This is a genomic window from Streptomyces sp. AA1529 (assembly GCF_000280905.1).
GTDB lineage: Bacteria > Actinomycetota > Actinomycetes > Streptomycetales > Streptomycetaceae > Streptomyces.
In genome coordinates, this window is sequence record NZ_ALAP01000055.1 from 14,849 (window position 1) to 28,626 (window position 13,778).

A 13,778-nucleotide genomic window follows, 5' to 3' on the forward strand; every position below is an offset into this window, starting at 1 on the left:
GGCACCGGGGGCTCAGTCGCGCTGCAGTTCGTGGCTGAGCTGGTCCAGCTCCGAACCGCCCGCCATCTGCCGCACCAGCTCCTCCAGCTCCAGCCCGTCCTTCACGTAGGACCCGGCCATGGCGCCGCGCTTGAGCAGCACGAAGCGGTCCCCGACGAGATAGGCGTGGTGCGGGTTGTGGGTGATCAGCACGACGCCAAGGCCGGCGTCCCGGGCCGCGGCGACGTACTTGAGCACGACACCGCTCTGCTTCACCCCGAGCGCGGCGGTGGGCTCGTCGAGCACCAGCACCCTGGCCCCGAAGTGCACGGCGCGGGCGATGGCGACGGACTGCCGCTCGCCGCCGGACAGCGTGCCGATCGGCTGGTCGACGTCGCGCAGGTCGATGCCCATCCGCAGCAGCTCGCTGTGCGTGGTGCGCCGCATGCGCTGCACGTCGAGCCGGCGCAGCGGCCCGCGGCCGGTCGTCGGCTCGGAGCCGAGGAAGAAGTTCCGCCACACCGGCATCAGCGGGACGACGGCCAGGTCCTGGTAGACGGTGGCGATGCCGCGGTCCAGCGCCTGGCGCGGCGAGGAGAGCCGGGTCTCCTCGCCCTGGATGCGGAAGGTGCCGCCGTCGTGCTGGTGCAGCCCTGAGATGATCTTGATCAGGGTGGACTTGCCCGCCCCGTTGTCTCCGAGCACACAGGTGATCTCCCCGGGCCGCACCGTCAGGGAGATGCCCTCCAGGGCCCGGATGTTGCCGTAGAACTTGCTGACGTCGGACAGCTCGACGAGCGCCCCGTCGTCGGCCGGCTGTACCTCGCTCATCGGGTCGCCTCCGCGCGCTTCCGGATCCACGCGTTCAGCAGCGTGGCGAGCAGCAGCATCGCGCCGAGGAAGAACTTGAACCAGTCCGGGTCCCACTGCGCGTAGATGATGCCCTTGTTGGCCATGCCGAAGATCAGTGCGCCCACGGCGGCGCCGACCGCGGAGCCGTAGCCGCCGGTCAGCAGGCAGCCGCCGATGACGGCCGCGGCGATGTAGATCAGCTCGTTGCCGACGCCCTCGCCCGACTGGACGGTGTCGTAGTTGAACAGCAGATGCTGCCCGGAGATCCAGGCGGCGAACGCCACGCCCAGATACAGGCCGATCTTGGTGCGGGCCACCGGCACGCCCACGGCGCGGGCCGCCTCCACACCGCCGCCCACCGCGAAGATCCAGTTGCCGACGCTGGTGCGCAGCAGGATCCAGGTGGCCGCCGCCACCAGCAGCAGCCACCACACGATGGTGATCTGCAGATCGACGCCCCCGAGGGTGAGCGTGGAGGCGAAGACGGCCTTGGCCGAGTCGAAGCCCTCCATGTCGCTGATGCTCTTGGTGGTGACCGTGCCGCTGATCAGTTTGGTGAGGCCGAGGTTGAGCCCTGTCAGCATCAGGAAGGTACCCAGCGTGATGATGAAGCTGGGCAGCCTGGTACGGGTGAGCATGATCCCGTTGAAGAGCCCGATCGCCAGTGTGACCAGCAGCGACACCCCGACACCGACCCAGGTGTTGGCCGTCATCTGGTAGCTGAACATCGAGGAGGCCAGCGCGGAGGAGGTCACCATCACGCCGGTCGACAGGTCGAACTCCCCGCCGATCATCAGCAGCGCCACCGGCACCGCCATGATCCCCAGGGTGGAGGAGAAGTAGAGGATCGTGGAGAGGCTGGAGGGGCGCAGGAAGCTGTCCGCGACCAGCGCGAAGAAGACGAACAGCGCGAGGGCGCCGACCACGGCGCCCAGCTCCGGACGGCGCAGCAGCCGCACCGCCAGCGGGCGGTGCACCAGCCGTTCGTCGGCCGCCGCCGGGGCCGGCGGACGGGGGTCCTCCGGCTGCCGGGCGTCCGGGGCGCCCGGGCCGCCGGACCGGGCCGGGGCCGTCATCGGGTGCCCCGCTTGGTCAGCTCGGCCAGCTTGCCCGCGTCCTTCTTGGTGAGGATCTGCGGCCCGGTGAGCACCGGCTTGCCGCCGCCGAGCATGTCGGCGTTGTAGCGGTAGAGCCAGAGCAGGTCGACGGCCTCGTAACCCTGCATGTAGGGCTGCTGGTCGACGGCGAAGCCGATCGTGCCGTCCTGCAGTCCGGCGGCGACCTTGTCGTTGAGGTCGAAGGTGTCGATCTCGGCCTCGCTGCCCGCGTTCTTCTTCGCCTTCGCCGCGGTGGCCGCGAACGGCGCACCGAGCGTGACGACCGCGTCGACCTTCTTGTCGGACTGGAGCTTGGCCTCGACCGACGACTGCACGCCCGGCATGTTGGTGCCGTCCACGTACAGGTTCTTGACCTTGCCGTCGAACGTCTTCTTGATGCCGTCGCAGCGCTGCTCGTGACCGACGTTGCCCTGCTCGTGGATGAGGCAGACGGCCTTCTTCCGGCCCCGCTCGTTCAGCTCGCGGCCGACGGCCTCACCCGCGAGGACCTCGTCCTGGCCGATGTGGGTCAGCGCGCCGAAGTCCTGCGAGACCTCCTGGCCGGAATTGATGGTGATGACCGGAATGCCGGCCTTCACGGCCTTCTTGACCACGCGCTTCATCGCGTCCGGCTTGGCGAGCGTGACGATCAGGCCGTCGACCTTCTTGTCGATCGCCGTCTGGACGAGCTGCGCCTGACGGCCGGCTTCCTTGTCGTGCGAGTAGAGGAACTCGATGTTGTCCTTGGCGGCGGCCTGCTCGGCGCCGCTCTGCACGATGTCCCAGTAGGTGTCGCCGTCGCCGGAGTGCGTCACCATGGCGACCTTCCAGCGCGGGGTGGACACGTTGGCCTTGCCCGAGGCCGCCTGCTCGCGCGCCTCCTCCGCCCGCTTGCCTCCGGTGCTGCTGCACCCGGCGAGCGCGGTCAGCGCGACGGCCGTCGCCGCCAGCGCGGCTCCTGTCGTACGTATGGACCTGCGGAACCTTCGCCGGGACCTCTGCACGCTGGCCACCTGTCCTGCTCTCTGGGTAGGTATACGGTCGGGAACCGCCCTGGATCTTCGCACACATATCCGCCACGGTGGCCGGAAACCCCCCGCCCGGTCCGCCGGCTCCACTGCCACCCCCTCCGACCGGGATGTGTAGCGGCGAGCAGGACGGCCGTCAACGTGGTCGGCACGGGGCTCTCGCACAGGGCACCTCTCAAGGGCTCAGGGACGCACCAGGAGCTGGAAGTCGAAGGAGTAGCGGGACGCGCGGTAGAGATGCGAGCCGTACTCGACGGCGCGACCGGTGTCGTCGTAGGTGGTGCGCTCCATCGTCAGCAGCGGAGCGCCCTCGGCCTCCCCCAGCAGCTCCGCCTCGGCGGCGTCCGCGATCCGCGCGCCCACGGACTGCCGGGCCGAGTGCAGCGTCACTCCGGCCCCGCGCATCAGCCGGTAGAGGCCCGTCGTCTCCAGCTCGCCCTCCCGCGGGGTGAGCAGATCCACCGGCAGATGGTTGCGCATGTGCGCCATCGGCTCCCCGTGCGCCAGCCGCAGCCGCTCCACCAGCCGCACCTCGGCGCCCTCGGGCACTCCCAGCGCCGCCGCGATCTCCCCCGTCGCCTCCTCGACGTCGTGCCGCAGCACCCGGGTGGCCGGGCGCTGGCCCGCCGCCTCCAGGTCGTCGTAGAGGCTGCTCAGCTCCATGGGACGCTTGACCTGGCTGTGCACGACCTGGGTGCCGATGCCCCGGCGCCGGACCAGCAACCCCTTGTCGACCAGCGACTGGATGGCCTGCCGGACGGTGGGGCGGGAGAGCCCCAGGCGGCCGGCCAGCTCGATCTCGTTGCCCAGCAGGCTCCCGGGCGCCAGTTTGCCGCGCTCGACGGCGCTCTCCAGTTGCTGGGCGAGCTGGAAGTAGAGCGGGACGGGACTGGCGCGGTCCACACTGAGCTGCAGGTCCACCGGATCATTCTTGGCCACGGACGGGAGCGTAGTGCCCTTCGGCGATCGCGTGAACCGTACATTCGATTGTCAGGACGAAAAGACGAAAAGGCAAAGCGTTGACACCGCTCGGCGCGCGGGCGAGCGTGGGCCCATGCGCATCGGACTCATCGGCACCGGCCGGATCGGCACCCTGCACGCCCGCACCCTCGACGCGCATCCCGAGGTGAGCGGACTGGTGGTCGCGGACGCGGACGCCGCACGCGCCCACGAGACGGCTGCCGCCCTCGGCGCCACCGCGGTGCCCGACGTGCCCGACCTCTTCGACGCGGACCTCGACGCGGTCGTGATCGCCTCGGCCACCGCCTCGCACGCCGAACTGATCCGCGCCGCGGCCCGGCGCGGACTGCCGGCCTTCTGCGAGAAGCCCATCGCCCTGGACCCGGCCGGCACCCGGGCCGCGCTCGCGGATGTGGCGGCGGCCGGAACCCTGCTGCAGATCGGCTTCATGCGGCGCTTCGACGCCGGGTACACGGCCGCCCGGGAGGCGGTGCGCACGGGCCGCCTCGGCCGGCTGCACACGGTACGGGCCATGACCTCGGACCCGGCGCCGCCGCCCGCCGCCTATCTGCCGCACTCGGGAGGGCTCTACCGGGACTGCCTCGTCCACGACTTCGACGCCGTGCGGTGGGTGACCGGGCGGGAGATCGTCTCCGTCCACGCCACCGGCTCCGCCGCGGGTCCCGCCATGTTCGCGGAGGCGGGCGACGTGGACACCGCGGCCGCGCTCCTCACCCTGGACGACGGCACCCTGTGCACCGCGACCGCGACCCGGATGAACGGCGCCGGCTACGACGTGCGGATGGAGCTCGCGGGCGAGCGGGACCAGTTCGCGGTCGGGCTGGACGCACGCACGCCCCTCACCTCACTGGAACCGGCCGCTCCCCCGCCGCCGGAGCGCCCCTGGCCCGGTTTCCTCGAGCGGTTCGGACCGGCGTACGAGGCCGAGATCGACGCCTTCGTGCGCGCCCTCCGCGGCGAGATCCCCAACCCCTGCGACGGCCGGGAGGCCCTCGCCGCGCTGCTGGCCGCGGAGGCCTGCGAGCTGTCCCGCGCCACCGGCGTCCCGGTGGCGCCGGCCGCGCTCGACGGCGCCGAGCACTCCCGGGCCGGCTGAGCCGGGGCCGCCCGCCGGGCCGGCACCCGCGGCGACGGACCCGCCGGCCACACCGGGAGGTCGGTGCGCCCGGTGGGCGGTCACAGCTTCTTGATCATGAACAGGCAGGCGTCGGCCACCCGGTGGATCACTCCGGCCCCGTCCTGGTAGCTCCAGCAGTCCAGATACGGCACGGAGTCGCGATAGCCGAGGTGGCCGTAGAGCGCGCTCGCCCGTGGATTGTTCTTCTCGACGCCGAGCCCGACCGCGCGGCAGCCCCGCTCCGCGGCGAGGCGCTCCACCTCCTGGAGGAGCGCTGTGCTGATGTTCTGGGAGCGGAGGGCGCCGTGCCACGCCCCGAGCCCGTGCACCTCGGGGCAGCCGGGATGCGCTGCCCGCACCTCCGGCGCCTCGCACCCCGCCCAGCGGATCTCGCAGCTGCCGACCGGCCGCCGGTCCTTCCAGGCCAGCAGGAACGTGGCGCTGCCCTGCCGTTGCCGCGCGTAGCGGGCCTCGTGTGGGGTGGCCGCCCCGCGCAGCGGCATGTGCGCCTCGAGGAGTTCGAGGTCTTCTTCCCGGCACTGACTGATCCGCATGCCGGTACCCTACGAGCCTGGTACGGACCTGTGTCCATGCTTCACAACACGTCCCCCGGCCGGGACCACAGCCCGCACCCGGTCGGGTTCCCGGGCCGGGAACCCGCTGGTCAGCCGAACCGTACCGGCACGCTCTTCACCCCGCGCAGCACGGTGCCCTGCCGCCACTCCAGTGCGGCGGGACTGGCGTCCAACTCCAGCCGCTCGGTGCGCTCGAGCAGCATCCGGAAGGCGATCCGGGCCTCCAGGCGGGCCAGCGGGGCGCCCAGGCAGAAGTGGATGCCGTGTCCGAAGGCGAGGTGGCCGCCGCTCTCCCGGTGGATGTCGAAGCGGTCGCCCTCGGGGAAGCGCGCCGGGTCCCGGTCGGCGTCGGCAAGGACCGGCAGCACCAGCCGGCCGTCCCCGGGGATCAGGGTGCCGTCGATCTCCAGGGGTTCGCGGGTGAAGCGGTAGGTGGACGTCTCGACCGGACCGTCGTAGCGGAGCATCTCCTCGACGGCTCCGTCGAGCAGCGCCGGATCGGCGCGCAACTCGGCGAGCTGGTCGGGATGGCACAGCAGCGCGAGCGCGCCGTTGGCGATCAGCCCCACCGTCGTCTCGTACCCGGCCACCAGCAGCAGCCAGGCCATGCCATGCAGTTCGCCGGTGGACAGCCGGTCGCCGTCCTCGTCGCTGGTCCGGATCAGGAGGCTGAGCAGGTCCTCGCCCGGCCGTGCGCGCTGACGCTCCAGCAGTTCGGCCAGATAGCCGCCGAGCGCCTCCGCCGAGCCGCGCTTCTCCTCCTCCGGGGCCGCGCTCAGCACGTGGTCGCTCCAGGCGCTGAAGCGCTCGCGCTCCAGGTCCGGCACGCCGAGCAGTTCGCAGATCACCGCGATCGGGAGCGGGAAGGCGAGGGAGTCGACCAGGTCGGCGCGCCCGTCGGGGTGCGCCAGCATCCGGTCCAGCAGCCCGGCGGTCAGCTCCCGGATCCGGGGTTCCAGCGCGGCGATCCTGCGTGGCGTGAACTGCCTGCTGACCAGTTTGCGCAGCCGGGTGTGGTCGGGCGGATCGCTGATCAGCATGTGGGTGCCGGGGGAGATCGAGAGAGTTCCGGCCTCCGGGGAGGCGTTGGCCCAGTCCTTGGAGAGCCGCGGGTCGTTCAGGGCGGCACGCGCCGCGTCGTGGCCGACGACCAGCCAGCCGAGCGCGCCTTCCGGGGTGCGCACATGGTGCACGGTGCCGCGGCGGCGCAGCGCGGCATAGACGGGGTAGGGGTCGCGGACGAAGTCGTCCCCCAGCACGGCGAGGTCGACGATGCCGTCCGTGTCCGGGCTCAGATCCAGCACGCTGCGGTCAGCCATGGGGCGAGCCTAGGAGCGGGTTCGCGGCGGGTCACCGGGGCGTTTTCGGCCAGCGGAGGGGCGTTCCGTGCCGCGGCGGGACGGGCGGCGGCCGCCGTTCCCCGGCGGACGGGCGGTCCGTTCCGGTCGGCGGACGGGCCGCCCCGGTGCGCGGCTCAGTCGGGTGCGGCGTCCTGGAGGCGCTTGAGGAGTCCGGCGACCCGCTTGGTGGTCGTCTCCCGGTCGTGGCCATCGGTCAGCGCGGAGCCCATGCCGCAGGCGGCGGCGCCCGCGGCGATCCATTCGGGCGCCTCGTCGAGGGTGATGCCGCCGGTGGGCAGGAAGGGAGCCTGCGGCAGCGCCGCGCGCACGTCCCGCAGCCAGTCGGGCCCGTACTGCGAGGCGGGGAAGAGTTTGAGTCCGTCGGCGCCCAGCTCCAGCGCCCGGACGGCTTCGGTGGGAGTGGCGACGCCGGGGAAGACGGGAACCCCGTAGCGGTGCCCGGTGCGGATGACCTCCTCGTCGAGGGCGGGCGCGACGAGGAAGCGGGCACCGGCGTCGACGGCGAGGCGGGCCGAGGCGCTGTCCAGGACGGTGCCCGCACCGATCACCGAGTCCTCGCCGGTCTCACGGCGCAGCGTGCTGATGGCGTCCAGCGCGTACGGGGTGGTCAGCGAGACCTCCAGGCTGGTGAGCCCGGCGGCGAGCAGGGTGTCGGCCGTGGCGGCCGCCCTCTCGTAGCTGTCCGCGCGGACGATGGCGAGGACGCGCTGTTCCAGCGCCGCTCTGGTGATCTCCCAGCGGTACACGGCAGTTCGCCGCCTCTCTCGGTCTGTGGGATGTCGGCCGGCACCGGGCCGGGCCCCGCGGAGGCGGGGCCGGAAGCGGGGTCAGCGGTGCACCGGGTCGGTGCCGTGGGTGAAGGCCGCGAGCGCGCGGTCGCGGGCGGCGGCGGTGGGCAGGCCGTCGATGTCGCCGGGCGCCTGGACGACGAGCGCCGCCACGCACGCGGCCTCGGCCAGGGCCTGCTGGTGGTCCAGCCCGCGCAGCCGGGCCGAGAGCCAGCCGGCCGCGAACGCGTCACCCGCGCCGACCGGGTCGGTGACCGGCACCTCGAAGGGCTCCTGCCGCCACTGGCCCTCGGCGGTGTGCGCGACCGCGCTGTGGTCGCGGTGCTTGACCACGACGGTGCCGGCCCGGCCGAGCGTCAGCAGGGCTTTGGCACCCTCGTCCGGCCCGGCGCCCAGCAGGAGTTCGATCTCCTCCTCCCCGGCGAGGACGAGATCGGCCTCGCGCAGCAGCGGCCCCACGCGCCGGATCCACTCGTGGTCGGTGCCCAGCTTGCGCCGCACGTTGGGGTCGAAGCAGACGGTGGCACCGGCCTGCCGCGCGCCCTCGATCAGGGCGTGGGTGGCCTTCTCGGCGTCCTCGGAGAGCATCGGGGTGATGCCGGTGACGTGCACGAGCCGCACACCGGCCAGTGCCTCGGGGGTGATCTGCGCGGGGCTGAGCAGCGAGGCGGCCGAACCGGTCCGGTAGTACTGCACGTCGACGGCGCGGCGGGGGTGGCTGTCGCGCAGCAGCAGTCCGGTCGGCGATTCCGGGTCCATCTCGGCACAGGAGACATCGACGCCGTCGGCGCGCAGTTCCCGCAGTACGGCCTCGCCCGCCGGGTCGTCCCCGACCCGGCCGATCCAGCGGGCCCAGTGGCCCAGCCTGGCGAGTCCGGCCGCGACGTTGGACTCGGCCCCGGCCACGGAACGCCGGAAGTGCGTCGCGCGTTCCAGGGGGAGGCCGGGTTCGGCGAGCATCAGCAGCATGGCCTCACCGCAGGTAACCGCTTCCGGGCCGTTTCTCACCGTTGACTCCCCATATCTACCGCCCGCGCATCACTCTCTGTGGGGAACGTTACCCGTTTACGCCGGGTAAGCCACCCCCGGGTGGCACGACACCTGAGGTACGGCGTCGGCTCACCTGGCGAGTCGAAGGTAGTCGATGGGGCCCACGGTGCGCCGACTTCCGTCGCACTCCCCCGACCCGGGTGGGGTGCAACCGCCGCCGAGGCGGCAGCCGCCGCCCGCGCCGCACGGGCCCGGCACTGCGAGACCCCGGCGGAGGACCGGGCGCCGGGAGCCGATTCGCATATGCCTGGTATGGCATACGTCACGCGGCGGAGAGGGAGAGGCGTAGACCTCCGGGGAGAGGCGGCATCGAAGTTCCAGCTCATCAACGGTTGCCGAGAGGTATGCCATTACGGTGCGCCGACGTGTGGCACCGCTGTGTGATTTTGATGCCCAACGGTATGCGTGTGTGCGGTGTTTCGGGGGTTGAGTGGTCGTCATGCACACGCGATACGACGTGACCTGCTCACAGGTTGTCGCTTCCGCCCCTCGACGAAGAGGACCCATGAGCGAAGATGCCCACCCGCACATCGTCTTCGGCACGATCACGGAGACGGCGCCACTGCCACTGCCGCTGGAGTTCGAGGCCCTCTGGGTGGCCAACCAGGCGGACTTCCGCCAGTACGCCCGCGTGGTGTCCGGGAGCTGGCAGGCCGCCGAAGCCACCGTGCACCGCGCGTTCCTGGAGATCCTGAACCTCTGGGACGAACTGCTGCAGTCGAGCAACATGCAGGGCGAGGTCTGGGCGATCTTCCGCAAGACCGTGGTCTCCCAGGAGCTGAACTCCTTCCGGGAGGGTCTCTCCCGCCTGGAGCCGGAGGAGGAGATCGGCCTCTTCCGGGCCCTGCGGAAGCTGCCGCCACGCCAGTTCGACGCCGTCGTCCTCAAACAGGTGATGCAGCTGGAGACCAGCAAGATCGCCTGGTATCTGGGGGTGACCACCCGCACCGTCGACTACCACTGCCGCAAGGCCAAGGAGCGCCTGGAGCAGGCCGTTCCCTCACACGTGAAGCACCGGAGGGATCCCAAGTGACCGGCAGCCGCGTCGAGAGCATGCTGGCCTCCATGGGCCGGGCGCTGCGCGCCGAAGAGCGCCCCTTCGACGAGCCCGCCGCGCTGCGCCGGCTCGCCGAGGACGCCGGACTGCTCCCGCTGCGCGACCTCCCCGCAGTGGCCGGGCAGCAGTTGACGGTGGTGGTGCACTGGGCGCTGGAGCGCCCCGGCGCCGCCGCGCATCTGGAGCGTCTCGCCGAGGCGATCGGCGAGAAGAAGGAGTACGGCGGTGAGCAGGACGACTGGATGCTCCTGGTCCGCGTCAGCGACCTCACCGAGATCGACGTGGACGGCGCACACCTGTTCGCCTGCATGCTCTACCTGGCCCGGCATCACGAGAGTGCCCAGTTCTGGTGGCAGTTCGCCGCCGGTGCCGGAATGCGCGTCGCCGCATTGTGCCTCCACCTCCACCACCTGGGGCGGGGCGAGACGCCCGAGGCCGAGCACTGGCTGGGGATGCTGAAGGCCATGGACACCCCCGAGAGGGTGGACGAGGAGTTCCTCTGCGGCCTGCGCAGGTTCGCCGCCTGGGAGTGGCGCAACGGGAACCTGGCGTCCGGGTACGTGGCCGCTCTGCTCGACGAGGTCCACCGGCTGGCCGCCATCGACAACGCGGACGAGATGCTGGTGTGCCGTCCCGACCACGAGCTGGCCCTGCGGCTGAACGGCTGCGGCTCGGTCTGATCAGGTACGGCGCGCGGGTCCGCGCTACGCCCGGACGGGAGCGGCCGCCGCCCCGGTGCGGGACGGCGGCCGCCTGAGGACTCGGTGTGGGGGTGTCCGTCAGCAGGTGTGGTCGACCAGGTCGAAGGAGGCGTAGTGGTCGGCGGTGTAGTAGTCCTCCGCCGCCTGCTCCCCGGTGACGATGCGTCGGGCGCCGCGGTCCTCCGAGCCGGGGGTCTCCACGGTGTACTCGTGGTAGTAGCCCTGCTCGTGGTCGGGCAGGATGCCCTCGCGGTTCTCGAAGACCATGCCGTCCTGCGGATAGGGGTAGGGGCCGCCCTGCTCGATGAGATCGAGGGTCTCGTGGGCCTCGGACGGGAGCTCGGAGGCGCAGATGTCGCCGACGGCGGCGATCCGCGCCGTCGCGGCCGCCGGGTGCGCGGCGGGCGCCGCCGAGGCGGTCGTCAGGGCGGGGCCGCCGACGAGCATCGCGGCGGCGAGGGCTCCGGCGGCGCCGATACGGGTCCAGCGTGGGGGGAATGTCATGCCACCCCATGGTGACGCGCGTAGAGGGCCTGTCAATGCCAACTCGCGCGGTTTTGCCGCACGTTCACCGGTCCGACGCCGGAGGGGCGCGTGCACGCCCCTCCGGCGGCAGGATCAGCTCGACTCGGCGTGACGGGCCGCCAGTCGGCGGGCGCCCTCGTCCGTCAGGGAGCCGTGCAGCCGGAGGCGGGCGACCGCACCGTCCGGGTGGATGTCCATCCGGACATGGGTGACGGCGGGCGCGTCGCTCAGCAGGAAGCGGTGGATGGTGTCGGGCTGGAGGCGGGTGCGCGGCAGCAGTTCGGCCCACTCCCCCGTCTCGCCGTCCCTGCCCACCAGGCTCACCCAGCCCGCCGCGTTGCCCCGGTAGCAGGCGGTGTCGACCTCCACGGCGCGGATCCGGCCCTGTCCGGCGAGCGCGTAGAAGACCCAGTCGTGCCCCTTGTCACGTCGGCGGCGGGTCTCCCAGCCCTCGTCCATCTTCTGCGAACGGCCCGGCAGGATGCTGTTGACCGGCGGGGAGAAGAAGCGGTCCGAGGCGTCCTCGGCGAGGCCGCCGTTCTCCAGCGCCACCAGGTCGAAGGTGCCCAGCGCCGCCAGCCATCCGGGGTCGGCGAGTACCTGGCCGTGCACCCGCAGCCGGGCGATGCCGCCGTCGGGGTACTGGCGCAGCCGCAGGTGGGTGAAGCGGCGCTCCTCGGTGACGGTGAAGCCGTTCGCGGCGTGGCCGCCGACGCGGGTGCGGGGGACGAGGGTCGTCCACTTCACGTCGTCGGCGAGCAGTTCCCCGGGGGAGGGCGCCCCCGGCACGGAGGTGGCCTCGACGGAGACCTCGGGCGGGTAGTTGCCGCGGAAGTGCGCGGTGTCCACGACCAGGCCGCGGATCACGCCGGGCGCGCCGAGCTTGATCAGCGCCCAGTCGTGTTCGTCCGCGGCCGGGTGGGGCTCGGACGCCGAGGCGCCGCGCCGGCGGCGGGTCTCCCAGCCGTCCATGACCTTGCCCTTGTGCTGGAAGGCGTGCGGATCGAACTCGGGGCGCTCGGAGTTGAGCAGGTTCTCGCGCTCGGCGAAGAACTCGTCGTTGGCCGCGATGACAGTGGCGCCCAGCCTGCGGTCGGCCAGATCGGGAAGGTGGGCGAAGGGGAACCCGGCCTCCGGCGCACGGTAGTCGGCGTAGGTGTCGCCGCCCGAGTAGGGCGCGGCATCGCCCGTGTATCCGGTATGGCTGGGTGTGCCTGCGGTCTGCGCCGCTGTCATGCGGTCTTCCTTTCGATGAGCCGTCCGGTCTTTCCGGTGGGAACTCCGTGGTCGGCGACCCGTTCGCCGCGCAGCCAGGCGGAACGCACCACGCCGTGCAGGGTCCGGCCCGCGTAGGCGGTGACCTGGTTGCGGTGGTGGAGCCGGGCGGGGTCCACGGTGAAGGTCTCCTCGGGCGCCAGGACGGCGAAGTCGGCGTCCCGGCCCGGGGCGATGCCGCCCTTGCCCTCCAGCCCGGCCAGCCGCGCCGGTTCCCGGGACATCCAGCGGACGACGTCGGTCAGGGCGAATCCGCGGCGGCGGGCCTCGGTCCAGACCGCGGGCAGACCGAGCTGGAGGGAGGAGATGCCGCCCCAGGCGGTGCCGAAGTCCGGGGTCTTCAGGTCGGTGGTGCAGGGCGAGTGGTCGGAGACCACGCAGTCGAGGGTGCCGTCGGCCAGCGCCTGCCACAGCGCGTCCTGGTTGGCCCGCTCCCGGATGGGCGGGCAGCACTTGAACTCCGTCGCGCCGTCCGGGACCTCCTCGGCGGTGAGGGTGAGGAAGTGCGGGCAGGTCTCCGCGGTCAGCCGCAGCCCCGCGGCTCGGGCTTCGGCGAGCATCGGCAGCGCGTCGCCCGAGGAGAGGTGCAGCACATGGACGCGGGTACCGTGCTCGGCGGCCAGCTCGATCAGCAGCGCGATGGCGTCGTTCTCCGCCGAGCGGGGGCGGGAGGCGAGGAAGTCGGCGTAGGCGGGACCGCTCCGCTGCGGCGCCGCGGCGAGTCGGCCGGGGTCCTCGGCGTGCACGATCAGCAGCCCGTCGAAGGAGGCGATCTCGGCCATGGCGGCGGCGAGCTGTGCGCGGTCGAGTTCGGGGAACTCGTCCACCCCGGACGGCGAGAGGAAGCACTTGAAGCCGAAGACTCCCGCCTCGTGCAGGGGGCGCAGCTCGGCGACGTTGCCGGGCACGGCGCCGCCCCAGAAGCCCACGTCGATGTGTGCCTTGGGCCCGGCCACCTCGCGCTTGATCCGCAGGTTGCCGGCGGTGGTGGTGGGCGGGAGGGAGTTGAGCGGCATGTCGAGGAGCGTGGTGATGCCGCCGGCCGCGGCGGCGCGGGTGGCCGTCCAGAAGCCCTCCCATTCGGCGCGGCCGGGATCGTTGACGTGGACGTGGGTGTCGACCAGGCCGGGCAGCAGCGCGTCGCCGCCGATGTCCTCCAGTGCCGCGCCCGGCGGCACGGGGGCTCCGTACGCCGACACCTCCGCGATCCGGCCGCCGCCGTCGACGGCGACGTCGGCGGGACGCTCTCCCTCGGGGGTGATCACGCGCCGGGAGCGCAGGACGAGCCGCACGTCGGACACACCGACCTCCTTCGTACTCCGCGGGTCCTGGAATTCGGACCCTCACCATCTTTCAACGTTCTGTTGAAGGACCGGCTGTACGAATCTTCGT

Annotated in this window: 14 protein-coding genes; 3 read left to right on the forward strand and 11 right to left on the reverse strand. The window is 72.3% G+C overall.

Annotation, left to right across the window (positions count from 1 at the left end; all coding sequences use genetic code 11):
• Positions 1 to 12 precede the first annotated feature (12 nt).
• From A949_RS0116620 to A949_RS0116635, 4 genes are all read right to left on the reverse strand, one after another.
• The gene (locus A949_RS0116620; protein WP_019357146.1) at positions 13 to 810 is read right to left on the reverse strand and encodes an ATP-binding cassette domain-containing protein; all 798 of its coding nucleotides are present in this window, start codon (positions 808 to 810) and stop codon (positions 13 to 15) included.
• Positions 807 to 1,907, reverse strand: a complete 1,101-nt coding sequence (locus A949_RS0116625; protein WP_019357147.1) for an ABC transporter permease — start codon at positions 1,905 to 1,907, stop codon at positions 807 to 809. The genes A949_RS0116620 and A949_RS0116625 overlap by 4 nt, the downstream gene beginning before the upstream one ends.
• Positions 1,904 to 2,899, reverse strand: a complete 996-nt coding sequence (locus A949_RS0116630) for a sugar ABC transporter substrate-binding protein (RefSeq protein ID WP_051019530.1) — start codon at positions 2,897 to 2,899, stop codon at positions 1,904 to 1,906. Before A949_RS0116630 ends, A949_RS0116625 begins: the two co-directional genes overlap by 4 nt.
• 240 nt (positions 2,900 to 3,139) lie before the next feature.
• Positions 3,140 to 3,859 (reverse strand): GntR family transcriptional regulator, encoded by a 720-nt coding sequence (locus A949_RS0116635; RefSeq protein WP_037706613.1) that lies wholly within the window; start codon positions 3,857 to 3,859, stop codon positions 3,140 to 3,142.
• Positions 3,860 to 4,010: 151 nt separating this feature from the next.
• Between A949_RS0116635 and A949_RS0116640 the strand changes: the two genes are divergently transcribed.
• Positions 4,011 to 5,033 carry a Gfo/Idh/MocA family protein gene (locus A949_RS0116640; protein ID WP_019357150.1) on the forward strand — a complete coding sequence of 341 codons (1,023 nt, stop codon included), beginning with the start codon at positions 4,011 to 4,013 and terminating at the stop codon, positions 5,031 to 5,033.
• An 80-nt stretch (positions 5,034 to 5,113) separates the two neighbouring features.
• On the opposite strand, the gene A949_RS0116645 is transcribed toward A949_RS0116640, so the two are convergent.
• The 4 genes from A949_RS0116645 to A949_RS0116660 all read right to left on the reverse strand — a co-directional run bounded on the left by A949_RS0116645 (position 5,114) and on the right by A949_RS0116660 (position 8,747).
• Positions 5,114 to 5,608 (reverse strand): GNAT family N-acetyltransferase, encoded by a 495-nt coding sequence (locus A949_RS0116645; protein WP_019357151.1) that lies wholly within the window; start codon positions 5,606 to 5,608, stop codon positions 5,114 to 5,116.
• 110 nt (positions 5,609 to 5,718) lie between these two features.
• A complete protein-coding gene (locus A949_RS0116650; RefSeq protein ID WP_019357152.1) occupies positions 5,719 to 6,948 on the reverse strand; it encodes a cytochrome P450 family protein in 1,230 nt (409 codons plus the stop codon).
• A 155-nt stretch (positions 6,949 to 7,103) separates the two neighbouring features.
• Positions 7,104 to 7,736 carry a bifunctional 4-hydroxy-2-oxoglutarate aldolase/2-dehydro-3-deoxy-phosphogluconate aldolase gene (locus tag A949_RS0116655; RefSeq protein ID WP_019357153.1) on the reverse strand — a complete coding sequence of 211 codons (633 nt, stop codon included), beginning with the start codon at positions 7,734 to 7,736 and terminating at the stop codon, positions 7,104 to 7,106.
• Positions 7,737 to 7,817: 81 nt separating this feature from the next.
• Positions 7,818 to 8,747: a sugar kinase gene (locus A949_RS0116660; RefSeq protein WP_019357154.1), complete on the reverse strand. Its 930-nt coding sequence runs from the start codon at positions 8,745 to 8,747 to the stop codon at positions 7,818 to 7,820.
• A 586-nt stretch (positions 8,748 to 9,333) separates the two neighbouring features.
• Here A949_RS0116660 and A949_RS0116665 point away from each other — a divergent pair.
• Complete coding sequence (locus A949_RS0116665; protein ID WP_019357155.1) at positions 9,334 to 9,861, forward strand: sigma-70 family RNA polymerase sigma factor; 528 nt, start codon at positions 9,334 to 9,336, stop codon at positions 9,859 to 9,861.
• Complete coding sequence (locus A949_RS0116670; protein WP_019357156.1) at positions 9,858 to 10,565, forward strand: hypothetical protein; 708 nt, start codon at positions 9,858 to 9,860, stop codon at positions 10,563 to 10,565. The genes A949_RS0116665 and A949_RS0116670 overlap by 4 nt, the downstream gene beginning before the upstream one ends.
• A gap of 99 nt (positions 10,566 to 10,664) precedes the next feature.
• Here the strand turns inward: A949_RS0116670 and A949_RS0116675 are convergent, their stop codons facing one another.
• The 3 genes from A949_RS0116675 to allB form a co-directional block, all read right to left on the reverse strand.
• Positions 10,665 to 11,090, reverse strand: coding sequence for a ribonuclease (locus tag A949_RS0116675; protein ID WP_026004729.1), 426 nt, complete (start codon positions 11,088 to 11,090; stop codon positions 10,665 to 10,667).
• 114 nt (positions 11,091 to 11,204) lie between these two features.
• Entirely contained in the window at positions 11,205 to 12,347 is a 1,143-nt protein-coding gene (gene alc, locus A949_RS0116680) for an allantoicase (protein WP_019357158.1), read from the reverse strand.
• Positions 12,344 to 13,687 (reverse strand): allantoinase AllB, encoded by a 1,344-nt coding sequence (gene allB, locus A949_RS0116685; protein WP_019357159.1) that lies wholly within the window; start codon positions 13,685 to 13,687, stop codon positions 12,344 to 12,346. The genes alc and allB overlap by 4 nt, the downstream gene beginning before the upstream one ends.
• Between the last annotated feature and the right edge of the window lie 91 nt (positions 13,688 to 13,778).